The 13,834-nt window shown below is 31.5% G+C and carries 18 protein-coding genes and 1 pseudogene; 18 read left to right on the top strand and 1 reads right to left on the bottom strand.

All coding sequences use genetic code 11. From position 1 onward, the window contains the following. Positions 1–238 precede the first annotated feature (238 nt). The 3 genes and pseudogenes from CN514_RS09405 to CN514_RS09395 all read left to right on the top strand — a co-directional run. Positions 239–889: a TVP38/TMEM64 family protein gene (locus CN514_RS09405; RefSeq protein ID WP_176525851.1), complete on the top strand. Its 651-nt coding sequence runs from the start codon at positions 239–241 to the stop codon at positions 887–889. 70 nt (positions 890–959) lie between these two features. Next, entirely contained in the window at positions 960–1,559 is a 600-nt protein-coding gene (locus tag CN514_RS09400) for a TVP38/TMEM64 family protein (protein WP_098232347.1), read from the top strand. Between the two features lie 238 nt (positions 1,560–1,797). After that, a pseudogene (locus CN514_RS09395) lies at positions 1,798–2,131 on the top strand (GNAT family N-acetyltransferase); the annotation flags it as partial. 128 nt (positions 2,132–2,259) lie between these two features. On the opposite strand, the gene CN514_RS09390 reads toward CN514_RS09395, so the two are convergent. Further along, entirely contained in the window at positions 2,260–2,871 is a 612-nt protein-coding gene (locus CN514_RS09390) for a flavin reductase family protein (RefSeq protein WP_098232346.1), read from the bottom strand. A gap of 100 nt (positions 2,872–2,971) precedes the next feature. Between CN514_RS09390 and CN514_RS09385 the strand changes: the two genes are divergently transcribed. The 15 genes from CN514_RS09385 to CN514_RS09320 all read left to right on the top strand — a co-directional run bounded on the left by CN514_RS09385 (position 2,972) and on the right by CN514_RS09320 (position 13,774). Continuing rightward, positions 2,972–3,658, top strand: a complete 687-nt coding sequence (locus CN514_RS09385; protein WP_098232345.1) for an ArsR/SmtB family transcription factor — start codon at positions 2,972–2,974, stop codon at positions 3,656–3,658. Positions 3,659–3,837: 179 nt separating this feature from the next. Then, entirely contained in the window at positions 3,838–4,008 is a 171-nt protein-coding gene (locus CN514_RS25640) for a hypothetical protein (RefSeq protein WP_176525850.1), read from the top strand. A 383-nt stretch (positions 4,009–4,391) separates the two neighbouring features. After that, positions 4,392–5,309 (top strand): ATP phosphoribosyltransferase regulatory subunit, encoded by a 918-nt coding sequence (locus CN514_RS09380; protein WP_098232344.1) that lies wholly within the window; start codon positions 4,392–4,394, stop codon positions 5,307–5,309. Then, the gene (hisG, locus tag CN514_RS09375) at positions 5,306–5,953 is read left to right on the top strand and encodes an ATP phosphoribosyltransferase (protein ID WP_098232343.1); all 648 of its coding nucleotides are present in this window, start codon (positions 5,306–5,308) and stop codon (positions 5,951–5,953) included. The genes CN514_RS09380 and hisG overlap by 4 nt, the downstream gene beginning before the upstream one ends. Next, entirely contained in the window at positions 5,934–7,220 is a 1,287-nt protein-coding gene (gene hisD, locus CN514_RS09370; protein ID WP_483295007.1) for a histidinol dehydrogenase, read from the top strand. Before hisG ends, hisD begins: the two co-directional genes overlap by 20 nt. Further along, positions 7,217–7,795, top strand: a complete 579-nt coding sequence (gene hisB / locus CN514_RS09365; RefSeq protein WP_098232341.1) for an imidazoleglycerol-phosphate dehydratase HisB — start codon at positions 7,217–7,219, stop codon at positions 7,793–7,795. Before hisD ends, hisB begins: the two co-directional genes overlap by 4 nt. After that, positions 7,796–8,419, top strand: a complete 624-nt coding sequence (gene hisH, locus CN514_RS09360) for an imidazole glycerol phosphate synthase subunit HisH (protein ID WP_098232340.1) — start codon at positions 7,796–7,798, stop codon at positions 8,417–8,419. Then, a complete protein-coding gene (gene hisA, locus CN514_RS09355; RefSeq protein ID WP_098232339.1) occupies positions 8,397–9,128 on the top strand; it encodes a 1-(5-phosphoribosyl)-5-[(5-phosphoribosylamino)methylideneamino]imidazole-4-carboxamide isomerase in 732 nt (243 codons plus the stop codon). Before hisH ends, hisA begins: the two co-directional genes overlap by 23 nt. Next, entirely contained in the window at positions 9,098–9,856 is a 759-nt protein-coding gene (hisF, locus tag CN514_RS09350) for an imidazole glycerol phosphate synthase subunit HisF (RefSeq protein ID WP_098232338.1), read from the top strand. Before hisA ends, hisF begins: the two co-directional genes overlap by 31 nt. Positions 9,857–9,867: 11 nt before the next feature. Further along, on the top strand, positions 9,868–10,515 hold the full coding sequence (gene hisIE / locus CN514_RS09345) for a bifunctional phosphoribosyl-AMP cyclohydrolase/phosphoribosyl-ATP diphosphatase HisIE (protein ID WP_098232337.1): 648 nt from the start codon (positions 9,868–9,870) through the stop codon (positions 10,513–10,515). Next, positions 10,512–11,330 carry a histidinol-phosphatase HisJ gene (gene hisJ, locus CN514_RS09340; RefSeq protein ID WP_098232336.1) on the top strand — a complete coding sequence of 273 codons (819 nt, stop codon included), beginning with the start codon at positions 10,512–10,514 and terminating at the stop codon, positions 11,328–11,330. The genes hisIE and hisJ overlap by 4 nt, the downstream gene beginning before the upstream one ends. A 542-nt stretch (positions 11,331–11,872) precedes the next feature. Further along, positions 11,873–12,064: a hypothetical protein gene (locus tag CN514_RS09335; RefSeq protein ID WP_098232335.1), complete on the top strand. Its 192-nt coding sequence runs from the start codon at positions 11,873–11,875 to the stop codon at positions 12,062–12,064. A 313-nt stretch (positions 12,065–12,377) separates the two neighbouring features. After that, positions 12,378–12,833 (top strand): DinB family protein, encoded by a 456-nt coding sequence (locus CN514_RS09330; protein WP_098232350.1) that lies wholly within the window; start codon positions 12,378–12,380, stop codon positions 12,831–12,833. A 113-nt stretch (positions 12,834–12,946) separates the two neighbouring features. Further along, entirely contained in the window at positions 12,947–13,369 is a 423-nt protein-coding gene (locus CN514_RS09325; RefSeq protein ID WP_098232334.1) for a DUF4288 domain-containing protein, read from the top strand. Positions 13,370–13,399: 30 nt separating this feature from the next. Further along, positions 13,400–13,774 (top strand): GNAT family N-acetyltransferase, encoded by a 375-nt coding sequence (locus tag CN514_RS09320; protein ID WP_098232333.1) that lies wholly within the window; start codon positions 13,400–13,402, stop codon positions 13,772–13,774. Positions 13,775–13,834 lie beyond the last annotated feature (60 nt).

Below are 13,834 nucleotides of genomic sequence, written 5' to 3'. Positions count from 1 at the left end.
ACAACATATCTACCAAATTTGATTATTGTTCATAAAAGGATTCTATTATAAAATTTGAAATGTAATAAAATACAGGTAGCTACCAAGTAACACACAATAAGTAAGTAATAACAGGTTTTTGTCCTTTTTTTTTGCAAAAATAAATATGGAAAAATATGTTTAAAAAAAAAGTTGTTTTTCCTGTCTCTATTATCGTATGGAATTATTTTACTATTTTTTGTTCATTATGAGTAATTCAATGAAAAAATTCATTTATCCAATCTTTTTTTTATCATGGATATTTATCGTTCTTTATATGAAACATTTCGGATTTCTAACTAATGATATGAATCAGATTAAAGATGTCGTTAATGGTTTTTCTGGATGGGCTCAATGGATCTTCCTTATAATTTTTTCATTAAGGTTATGTTTGTTCCTTCCAAGTTCAATTTTTGTCATTGCAGGTGGAATTATGTTTCCGTTATGGCAGAATATTTTGATAAGTATTGCAAGTATGATGATCTCACAAAGCGGGATTTATCTTTTTGGTCGTTATTTTTCAAATACCGAAATGCTTAATAGACTTTGTAAGAAATATCCTAAATTGTATACTTCTATTGAATCAAACTCAGGTAGATTTTTATTTTTAATAAGTTGTAGTCCAGCAACACCAATTGATTTAGCATGCTTCTTATCTGCAGCAATGAAAATGAGCTATAAGAGATATCTTAGTTTAATGATTTCTGGATTTATTCCACTTATTATTTTTTATTCATTGTTTGGGAGAACGATTTTGAACTCACCTTGGTTATCAGTTCTTATAACAATCTTCCTATTTTTATTTTATTTTATATACAAAAAAGTTTCCGAAAAGAGCATTAAAGAAAATGGAAAACATCCTTATCTCTGATTTCACAGATTTAGATGACTAATTATTTAATTATTAAGAACTCACAAATAGATGTGAAAGGAGAACCTAAATGAAATTGTATATTCTCGAGGGGATCTCATTTCATCAATTACAACATTTCATAAGTAACCATCAAAACCTAGGTATTCTTATAGCATTTCTGATTCCATTTGCAGATTCTTTTTTGGGTATTATTCCACTTGGAGTAATTTGCGCTACAAACGTCAATGTTTTCGGATTTTGGCCAGGATTTATAGCAACTTTTGTTGGTAGTGTTTTAGGAACCACAGGAATTTATTTCTTGTTAAAAATGACTGGTGCAAAGTGGTTGGACAAATTTATTCAAAAAAGAAAGAAAAAGAAATCTAGTATGGGATGGTTGGATAACAGTGGATTTGGTCCAGTTTTTCTCTGGTTTTGCATCCCATTTTGTCCTTCTTTCCTAACTAATATTTTTGCATCAATGTCTAAAATCAAGCCGAAAATATATATTATTGGCTTTACTATGGGTAAACTTGTTGCATTATTGCTCATTAGTTTCATTGGCCAGGATTTAGATGATTTCATCAATGAACCATTAGAAAGTATTCTAGTTTTGATTGCGATTTTAATTCTTTGGTATGTTGGTAAGAAGGTTGAAAAGAGTTTTATGACACGGCGCGCTAAATAATTAGTAAAAGCCTTAGTTTAAAAAGACAAAATGGGAAAGGAGTAAAATCTCCTTTCCCATTTTATTAACAATCCCTTAAACCATCCATTATATTATACTGCTAAAACTTGAAATGCATGTCTTAATGCTTCCGCTTCTTCATCTGGGATGTTACGTAACATATTTCCTAGTGGAGCAGTTCCAAAACCTAGTTTAAACATTCCTTTAATTCAACTAAACCAGCTAATAGTTTGATATCATAGATGGAAGAGTCATAGGAACCGTTAGCTACTATTGGGAACATAAGTAATCTAATTGGCTTGAGGTGGGAATAGGTATCTATGATCCAAAATATTGGAGTAAAGGTTTTGGTACTAGGGCTCTAAAACTTTGGATTCATCATCTATTTAATACATTACCTCTTGTGCGTGTAGGTTATACAACATGGTCTGGCAATCATCGTATGATTAAGGTTGGAGAAAAATTAGGAATGACGATGGAAGCAAGATGACTCAATTCGTATGGGGTTATTACGAGAAGAGTGGAATGAATTTATAGAAAAAGATGGATTAATTAAAGTTGAGAAAATATGATGTTTACATAAAACATGCGATTTTAATGAATATGATTTAAATATTTTATATTCATCTCTCTTTAAAATATTAATAATGAAGTCAGATTCCTCACATGTTGGAATCTGACTTTTATATTTTATGTTTTACTATATTTCCGAACGAAACGTTTTACCTAACTTATTTCCGAGACCGAAATAATGACGGAAATTATATATTAGTGGACTCCATTTATTTGGATCAATATGATTTTCTTCAATGATGATTTCATTATGAGCATGTACATGTAAAACATGTGTCTCAACAATTGCAAAATCAGGTGAATGTTCAGGGATACGAATGTGTTTTACAATTGCCTCGATTTGAATCGGGCATTCTGTTATTCGTGTAGGTTTTACGGTTTTTGACTCTGTAGCAGTTAATTTACTGATATTGTATTTTTCTTTTTCATATGTAAATCCTATATTTTTCTTAGAATCAGGAACGGGATTTTTTCCTGTATAAGGGGCTAAAAATTCAACATTCTCCCATAATAAAGGGTTAGGAACATTGATTACACATTCAGGATGTCGCTGCAAATTTTCAATAGCTTTCCCACCAAGCCCAATTCCTAATATTATGCAATCTCCTAAAGTCCATGAGGAAGACATAGGGCTAATATTATCAGTCCCATCCTCATTCAATGTATTTAGTAAAATCACAGGTGTTCCATAGTATAGAATTTTTGGCTTAATCAACTTTGTATCTGTAGAATGATTCATTTTTTTCCTCCTAATAATTATCTACTACAAAATTTATTGTAGAATATAAATAGTTCAATTATCATCGAAATATGGATTACATAATGGGAGGAGAATTAAAATGAATGCAAATCCTAATGTAGCAGTGGTTGCTACGCTTGTAAGTGAAACTTCACGTGCAGCAATATTAACTGTACTTTTAGATGGTAGATTTCATCCTGCTAGCGAACTGGCATATATGGCTGGCATAAAACCACAAACGGCTAGTTTTCATTTAGCAAAATTGGTCGATGCAAAATTAGTTAGCGTAGAAAAACAAGGAAGACATCGTTACTACGGTATTCAAAATCAGGAAGTTGCTCAAATATTGGAGACATTATTATCAATAGCCCCTCCAATTGAAATTCGGTCTTTAAAACAAGCTTCAGAAAATACAGCAATACGTTTTGCAAGAACGTGTTACGATCATCCTGCTGGTAAGTTTGGGGTACTATTAACTGATTCTTTAATTAATTTGGGTGTTATAAATGAAGAAAATCAGGGATTTATTGTTACGGAAAAAGGTGAGAGATTCTTGACTGATTTTAAAATTGATCTTGAAAAAATTAAGAAGAAGCGTCGATCTTTTTCACATAGATGTTTAGATTGGAGTGAAAGACGATATCACCTTGGTGGAGCCTTGGGAAATGCTCTTCTAGAAAGATTACTAGAATTAAATTGGATTCAACGTATGCCAAAAACAAGAGCTATAAAAATAACTATAGAAGGAAAAAGAGGATTTAAAGAAACATTTTCTTTTGATATTTAATTATTTGCGATAATCAACAAGAAAAAGCTGGATGCCATGATAATATAAGCAGTACGATAACCCGCAGTTTAGTTGCCTTGAAATTAAAGAATAATAATACTTGTAGAGAATAAACTTTTCACTGAAGAATAAATATTAACAAATGAAAATATAGATTTCAGTGGAATGGGGTTTGAGGTATGAAATCAGAAAAAAGACATAATGTTCCAGTTGGTTCAAAAAGTGTTATTACTTTCGGTTCTGCTTTAGCCATTACAATATCTTGGAGTATTCATAAATCAGTTCTTTGGGCAATAATTCACGGGTTTTTTAGTTGGTTTTATGTTATTTATTATGTCTATACTAGGTAAGATTTTAGTTCAATATTTTCCTATAACTGAGGCATTTGTATAGAAAAAACTCATTTTAATTTAATAGATTCACAAAAATTAAAAAATCTTAATGTAAACACTTTCAAGATTTTTATTTTTCAAAAGGGATTGACAACTTATATTAAATTCATTAAGATGAATAAAAATAAAACGAAAAAGGAGACATGAACATGTTTTTCGCACGCACGAATAATGGGCTACAACATCATCATCCACCCAGGGTTTGAATCTATGGACAAAAATTGACCGTAGATGCAAGCCCTCTTCGTGTTACGAAAAAGGTGCTTGTGTCGTGCCAGAAGGCCATACAGGCATTTAACCTGTATGGCCTTTTTGTTTTTTCTAGAAGGGGGTCTGTTTAATTGGATGGGAAATTAAAGCAGTCATTAGTCAATTACCAATTTAAAAGAAAAATGGAAGATTATGCACTAGAGCGAGGATATATCCCGTTTCATCCTCAGCTATTTGAAGAGTATGATTCATTTTCAAGTCGAAACCCAAGATTAGCTAGAGAAGAATTAGTTGTTGTTTTAACACGTTTACAGCAAATTTTATTGTTAAGACCTGATTTAACAAGTGCATTAATGAAAGAAATTTATCCAATCGCGCTGAAGGAAGAGAAATGTAAAGTATTTTATCAATCAACAATCTATCGAAATAATGGGGTAGAGCTTGAAGAAATTAATCAATTTGGTATTGAAAATTTAGGGAAAATTACTGAAGCATCTGAAATAGAAGTAGTTATTATGGCAATTGATTTATTAAACAATGTTCCTTTTATTTTAGAAATCGGGCATACAGGGTTTATCGAAGGATTATTTAAGGAATGTAATTTAACCGAGTCGCAAAAAAACAAATTGAAGAAACTAATTTATTTAAAAAACATAGATGAATTAGAACGATTTATTCAGTCAATTAATTTACCGTTTCAAGCTAGAAATGTTTTTGAACAGTTATTTAGGTTACAAGGTAAAGGAGAAAAGCTTCATTCATTACTTAGAAGCTTAGTATTAAATAATGCAATGGAAAATGCTGTAGAAAAAGTAATCAAATTTCAAGAAATTAGTCCAAATATTCTTCTTGATTTATCAATCGTAAATGAATTTGATTATTATGACGGAATCGTTTTTAAAGGGTATTATGATCAGTTAAATAAAGAGGTTTTAAGTGGAGGACGCTATCTTCTGGTGTCTGAAGATTCGGAAAACAGTATTGATGCAATAGGATTTTCGATTGATACAAATGCTTGGATAACATGTCAAATGAGGGATGTAAAGTGAGTTGGCTAACAGTTGCAGTTGCAAAAGGAAGACTTGAAGATGAGGTTATTAAAATATTAAGTCAGTCTGGTTACCGAAAAGTAATTGATTCTAAAACTAGAAAACTAATTTTTGAAGATGAATTATATAAAATTAAATATTTAGTAGTGAAACCTGTGGATGTCGCTACATATGTTGAACGAGGAGTTTGCGATCTTGGTTTTGTAGGAAAAGACATTCTGCTAGAACAAGAGAAAGATGTATATGAGTTGATGGATTTAGAACTAGGAAAATGCATTTTTGCAGCAGCGGGTTTTCCAGGGACGTTAATTGATCGAGGTGATGAAACGTTAAGAGTTGCGACAAAATATCCAAATATTACTTCGAAGTATTTTCAGTTTAGGCAAAATATTGAACTTATTTATTTAAACGGTTCTGTTGAATTAGCACCAATTGTAGGCATGTCAGATATTATTGTTGATTTAGTAGAAACAGGAAGTACGTTAAAGGCAAATGGATTAGTCATCTTAGAAGAAATGATTCCAATCAGTGCTAGAGTGATTTCAAATCGTGTAAGTTATCGATTTAACTATTTCCGTATTACTGAATTTATAGAAAAAATTAAGAAGGGTAGGAACATATATGCTGGAAATTTTATCGATTAATCATAAAAGCGAAAAACTTGAAAGTATTATAAACCGAACGAATTTACCTACTGTTGAGATCACAAAAAGCGTAGAAAAGATTTTATTAAATGTGAAAGAAAATGGTGATGAAGCTGTACGTCAGTATTCTTTAATTTATGATGAGGTGAAACTAAAAAGCTTTGAAGTAAGTGAAGCTGAGTTTAATGAAGCACTAGAACAAACTGATGAAAACTTAATAAATGCATTAATTGAAGCTAAGAAAAATATAGAGACATATCATGAAAAGCAACTGCAAGATGGTTATAAAATAAATGAAAAAAATTCATATGTTCAACAATTAATTAATCCGATTGAAAGAGTTGGTGTGTATATCCCAGGTGGAAAAGCGGCATACCCATCAACAGTTTTAATGAATGTGATACCTGCAAAAATAGCAGGAGTGAATGAAATTGTCATTGTAACGCCACCAAATAAAGAAGGAAAAATTAAGTCTTCTATTCTAGTAGCTGCGAAATTAGCTGGTGTTACAAAAGTGTTAAAAATTGGTGGAGCGCAAGCGATAGGGGCACTGGCGTATGGAACTGAAACAATTGAAAAAGTAGATAAAATAGTTGGTCCTGGCAATATTTATGTAGCGCTAGCTAAGAAAAGTGTTTCAGGCATAGTAGGAATTGATATGGTTGCAGGTCCAACTGAGGTTGTCATATTAGCAGATGAAACAGCCAATCCGAGATTTATTGCTGCTGACTTAATGGCACAGGCGGAGCATGATGAAATGGCATCTAGTATTGTTATTACGGATTCAGAAGAGTTTGCACAAAGAATACAGCAAGAAATACCTAACTTATTAGAAGAACAACCTAGAAAAGAAATTATTCAAAGCTCATTCGAAAATTATGGAGCGATTATCGTCGTTAAAACAATCGAGGAAGGTATTGAGCTTGTTAATAAATTAGCGCCTGAACATCTTGAACTAATGATAAAAAATCCAGAGTCGATTGTTCATAAAATTAAAAATGCTGGTGCTATTTTTTTAGGAGACTATACCCCAGAGCCTGTTGGCGATTACTTTGCAGGAACAAATCATACATTACCGACTAGCGGAACTGCAAGATTTACCTCGCCATTAAATGTAAATGATTTTCAAAAGAAAACATCCGTTGTTTATTACAATAAGGCTGCCTTAAGTGAAGCAAGAAAACATATTGAAATAATCGCAGAGGAAGAAGGTCTATTTGGTCACGGTAAAGCAATTAGTATTCGATTTGAGGAGGATTCAAAGTGAGAACTGCAATGATTACAAGACAAACAAATGAAACAAATATACGTTTGAAATTAAATTTAGATGGTGATGGAGAAAGTAACATTCAAACTGGAATTGGTTTTTTAGATCATATGTTAACGTTATTTTCATTCCATAGCGGAATAGACTTAGAAGTATTTTGTGAAGGTGATCTTGAAGTAGATGATCATCACACAACAGAAGATGTTGGTATTGCATTAGGTAAAGCCTTATTAATTGCGTTAGACGAAAAAATTGGGATAAATCGTTACGGTTCTTGCTATATTCCAATGGATGAAACGTTAGCAAGAGTTGTTGTCGATTTTAGTGGTAGACCGTATCTTGTTTATAATGATCGAACAGTAAGAGAACGAATAGGAATGATTGATACACAGAATTTTAAAGAATTTTTTAAATCATTAAGCTCTGAAGCTAGAATGAATTGTCATATGGAAGTTTTATATGGAGAAAATGATCACCACAAAATTGAAGCTTTATTTAAAGCGTTTGGCAGAGCGGTTAAACAAGCAGTTGAAGTAACTTCGACTAAGTTACCTTCCACGAAAGGAATGTTATAAGTGAATATTATTATAGATTATGGTGTAGGTAATTTAGATTCATTAAAAAGAGCATGTGAAGAAATTGATTTTCCTGTAGTCATTACGAATGAAATTGAAGTGATTGAGCAAGCTTCTTCTATTATTCTACCAGGTGTTGGAGCTTATGAAGCAGCGATGAACGAATTAAATCGACTTGGTTTAATAGATTGTATAAAGTCAAAATCAAAAACCGGTACTCCGATTTTAGGGATTTGCCTAGGAATGCAATTACTATATGAATTTAGTGAAGAAAATTTCGGGGCAAGTGGGATTGGCTTAATTAAAGGACAGGTAAAACGTATACCTGACTTTGTAAAAGTTCCACATATGGGCTGGAATAAGTTGAATTTTACTAAACAGGAATCATTATTAAAATATATAAATGAAGGCGATTATGTCTATTTTGTACACTCATTTTATATTAGTTCAACAAATGATGAGCTTGTAGCTTTTTCCGAATACGGAGTAAAGATTCCAGCAATTATTAAATCCAATAATATTTACGGAATGCAATTTCATCCTGAAAAAAGTGCAGAAACAGGTCTGAATTTATTAAAAGCATTTAAGGAGATGTGTTTATATGATTCTATATCCAGCAATTGATCTAAAGGACGGTAATTGCGTTCGCCTTGAGCAAGGAGACTTTAATAAGAAAGTAATTTATAAGAATTCACCATTTGAAGTTGCGTTAGATTTTGAAAAAGCAGGTGCAAAAGTATTACACATCGTTGATTTAGATGGAGCAAGAACTGGAGAACGGAAAAATGCTTCGATTATAAAAGAAATCGTTCAAAATACGAATTTAAACATTCAGTTAGGTGGAGGAATAAGATCACTTGATTCGATTTCGTTTTGGTTAGAATTAGGTGTAGAAAAAGTAATTTTAGGTACAGCTGCAATTAATAATAGACAACTTTTAGAACAAGCTGTTTTAAAATACGGTAATCGAATCATTGTAGGAGTAGATGCAAAAAACAGTTTTGTAGCCATAAATGGATGGGAAGAGTCGACAAATCAAGATAGCTTTGAATTTTGTAAACAACTAGAGCTACTCGGTGTCAAAACTGTCGTTTACACTGATATATCAAAGGACGGCATGTTAAGTGGACCTAATTTAGATGCATATAAAAGATTAGCTGAAGAAACAAATTTAAATATTATCGCTTCAGGTGGAGTGAGCTCGATCAATGATCTGAAGTCACTTAGCAGATTAAATGTTTATGGTGCGATTTCTGGTAAAGCATTATATGAAGGAAAATTTACAATTGAGGAGGCACTTAAATGCTTGCAAGAAGAATTATCCCGTGCTTAGACGTTCGTAATGGACGAGTCGTGAAAGGAAAACAGTTTTCAAGTATTCAAGATGTTGACTCACCTACAAAACTAGGAAAATATTATAGTGATAATGGTGCTGACGAGTTAGTATTTTATGATATTACAGCCTCAAATGAAGAAAGAGATATATCATTGAAATTTGTTTCAGAAGTAGCGAAGGAATTGCGTATTCCATTCAGTGTTGGAGGTGGAGTACGATCGATTGATGATTTTACGAAACTATTAAGAAATGGAGCCGATAAAGTATCAATCAATTCTGCCACAATTTTAAATCCGAATTTAATTAAGGAAGCATCTGATCGTTTTGGATCGCAATGTGTTGTTCTTTCAATTGATGTAAAGTTAAATAAAGATGGCAATTATAAAGTGTTTATAAATGGTGGTCGGAAAGAGACTGAATGGAATGCGATTGATTGGGCAAAGAAAGGTGTGGAGCTTGGAGCGGGTGAAATTGTCTTAAATAGTATTGATGAAGATGGTATGAAAAGAGGTTTTGATATCCGATTGCTGCAAAAAATTACAAATGCAGTTAATGTTCCGGTTATCGCATCTGGTGGCGCTGGAAAAGTAGAACACTTTTATGATGCGATTGAATATGCAAATGTCGATGGAGTTTTAGCCGCATCAGTATTCCATTTTGGAGAAATCAAAATTAGTGAATTAAAAGACTATTTAAATGAAAAAAATATTCCAGTTCGACTATAGGAGGAGAAAACATGTTTTTTGATATCGAAAAAATTCGCTTTAATGAACAAGGGTTAGTACCAGCAATTGTACAAGATATTAATACGAAAGAAGTATTAATGTTGGCATATATGAATAATGAATCAATTAAACTCACAATTGACACTGGATTTGCCACATTTTATAGTAGAAGTCGCCAATCAATTTGGAAAAAAGGTGAATCATCGGGGAATCTTCAATATGTCAAATCGATTTCTTACGATTGTGACAAAGACTCAATATTACTACAGGTTGAACAAGTAGGAGTAGCATGCCACACAGGAAGCTACAGTTGTTTTTCCGAAAAATTCACTTTAAACCAAGAAAAAAATATTGTTCAAAATGAATCATTAAGTTATTTGCCAAATCTCTATGAAACGATACGAGATCGAAAAGAGAACCCGATTGAAGGATCTTATACTACGTATTTATTTAATCAAGGTATTGATAAAATCTTGAAAAAAGTAGGCGAAGAGACAAGCGAAGTAATTATTGGAGCTAAAAATGAAGGAACAGAAGAATTAATATATGAGATTAGTGATCTAGTTTATCACACAATTGTTTTAATGGTTGAAAAAGGAATAAAACTTGAAGAGATAAACAATTGCTTAATAAATAGGAAGGAGAAAGTAAAATCTTGAAAATTGATGGGCACACGCATACACAATATTGTCCACACGGAAGTGGTGATGACGTACAATTAATGATCGAAAAAGCGATTGAACTTGGGTTCGATGAATATCATATCACTGAACATACACCAGTACCATCATCATTTCAAAACTGCTTAAAGCCAGATGAAGCAGTTGCTTCGCTTGCGATGTCTGAAAATGAAGTAGACGAATATATTAACGAAATGTATAAAGTAAGAGAAAAGTATAAGGATCAAATTCGTATAAAAATTGGATTTGAATACGATTATTTACCGAGTGAATCAGTATGGTTTAATGATTTTTTAAAAGAGTACGGCAAATATTGTGACACAGGACTTTTGTCAGTTCATTACATGGAAGGAAAAAATGGATGGCATTGTATAGATTATAAAGCTGAAGATACTCTTGCTGGTTTAGTAAATTACTATGGTAATGCAGAAGCGTTTCAACTTGCTTATTACGATCTAGTAAAACAGTCAATCATTGATGATTTAGGTCCGTTTAAACCAAAAAGAATCGGACATATGACATTATGTAATAAATTTAAACAATTTTTGAAATGTGAAGATACTGAAAAGATCCTAAATAAACAAGTTGAACTATTAAAGCTAGTAAAAGAAAAAAATTATATTTTAGACTATAATACTGCAGGATTATATAAAGAGTATTGTGGCGAAACATATCCACCAAACCATGTCATTGAAATTGCGAATTCCTTAAATATAGAGTTAATGTATGGTTCTGATTCCCATAGTGTAAAAGATGTTGGAAGAGGATATGATGTTTATTTTTCAAATAGTTAAAGGGGAATCTGAACTGTTAGGCCATTTATGAGTAAGTAATTTACATCAAATTGCTAATTAACTAACTCATGAAACTGTTATGAGTTAGTAATTTGCACCAAATTGCTACATTACTAACTCATGAACCCTTTATGGGTAAGTATTTACACCAAATTACTAATTAACTAACTCATGAGCCTTCTATGAGTAAGTAATTTTCATATTTTTATTATTTTACTAACTCATGAACCTGTTATGAGTAACCTTTTACCATCTTTTTGACTTTTACTAACTCATGAACCCCTTATGAGTAACCAATTTTCATGTTTTGGCTTTTTTACATACTCATGAAGCTCTCATGAGTAAGGAGTCATGAACCTTTTTATGATTATGTTTTATTTCAACACACACTTACGATAAATTGATAATTTATCGTTTTTTTTTTGCGAAAATTTTCATAAAATGGTGAAATTCCCCCAATTACTAATATCAAACGTTAATGTATAATTAAGAAAAAATAGAATTTTTTAAATAAATATCGTTTACATAAAGGGAGAATTTGAATGTCAAATATTTTTTGGATCATATTAGGGGCTTTACTAATGTGTACTATTGATTATTTGATGTTTTATTTTGGACTTGTTAATACCGAGAATCAAAGATGGAACTGGTTTGAAAAACGAACAAAGTTTCAAAAAATTAGTATACTTTCTGGTGTGTTTTTAGTTATGTTTGTACTTAACATTGTAAGTTAATAGTTAATGGTACTAAAAGAGTCATGGTTGTGACCCTTTTTTCTTTTTATAGATGTATTTTTGGCTAATTTCTAGAAGGTTGATCCCAAAGATACAAAAGTTATAAGAAAGTTAAAAAATAAAAGGTAAAAATAGCCATTTGTTGAATAGATAAACAGTGGTGACCTCTTTATGATTCAATTGTTATCATTTAGTTCAAGTTTAGTCCTACTTTTTTAATGAAGTTTAATGGTTATGAGGAGACTTTACAGAAGTTATTTCTAAAATTATTAGAGTTTAAAAAAGGGAGGGAATTTTTTTGAATAGAAAAGAAATGTTTTTAAACGTATTAGACAAAACATATGATAAGGAAAGTTGGTTTGCTCCTCTAAAAGATTCAATTGAAGGAATTACAGCTGAACAAGCTAGTTGGAGACCATCAGGGGAAGCAACTAAATCGATTTGGGAAAACGTTAATCATCTTCTTTATTACAAAGAGAGGATTGTAGCAAATCTAGAAGGTAGAGAGTGGACACAAAACTTAGACGGTGACCAAACATTCTTTTTTACTGAACCATCGAATGATGTAAATGAATGGAAGAAGGTAGTTGAACGTTTGGAAAATACCAGTTGTAGTTTAAGACAGCTATTGAGTAATTTGTCAGATGAGGAATTAATGAGAAATTCTTTTGAAGTAAAATTAATGGATTTATTATTACATGACGCTTACCATACCGGACAAATTATTCAAATAAGAAAAATGCAAGGATCGTGGCCATCACATCGTTGACATAACCGATTAAGGCAGCTAAAAGCTGTCTTTTTTGTTTAAAACAATTAGGGTTAAATACGTAGAATTAATCGAGTATATTATTATTTCAATCGTAATAATGGAGGTGAAAAATGAGAAAAAGATTACAAAAAAAAAGATCAAATGAATGGGAATGGTTTTCAGTAAAAGTATTTTTTGAGTGTAAAATATCAGGAAATCCTTCTACAGAAAAAATCGATGAAGATTACGGTAGTGACGGACATAAGACATTTGAGGAAAGCATTTTACTTATAAAAGCACCTTCAGAGGAAGAAGCTTATTTAATTGGTGAAAAAGAAGCAATAAAAAATGAAGTTGAATACTTAAATCAATTTGATCAAACAGTAGAATGGAAGTTCATAAGAGTAATCGATTGCTTTAATTTATCTGATAAAAATCTTCAAACAGGTACCGAACTTTATTCTCGCTTTATAAGAGTTCCTGATGATTTGCCGACAGAAAAGCTTAGTTCATTTAATGACCGAGATTTTATTGATAAAGAAGTCAACAATTAGGTTGAAAAAAACCAAATTTGAGTAATGATCATGTTTAGTTATAAAATTGAAGAAAACTTACAATTAAAGTTATTAACTCTACAAGATGCAGATGAGTTATACAAAATAACAATCAATTCAATGGAACACTTAAAAGCGTGGTTACCATTAATAGCATATAATCAAAAACTTGAGGATACAGAGAATTTCATTAAATCAACAATGAAACATTTTGCTGAAAAACAATGGATTTCAGGTTGGTATCTGGTCAATGCTGTTGAAAATACAAAAAGCCGTGCTATTCCCAAGAGGCTAGGATTTTTTCAAGAAGGTCGGATCAGGAAAGTCGAATGGTTGTATGATCATTATGTAGATCACATCGTTTATGGAATGTTAGCGGAAGATTGGGTTTCCTTAAGGAAATAATGTTAATTTCATATCAATGAACTTTTTTTCTTGCATGAAAAGTATTAATACTTCAAATAC

Source organism: Bacillus sp. AFS001701 (assembly GCF_002559405.1).
In the GTDB taxonomy this organism is placed as follows: domain Bacteria; phylum Bacillota; class Bacilli; order Bacillales; family Bacillaceae_G; genus Gottfriedia.
The sequence above is the reverse complement of the archived record's forward strand: the minus strand, read 5'-3'. Positions and strand labels throughout refer to the sequence as shown.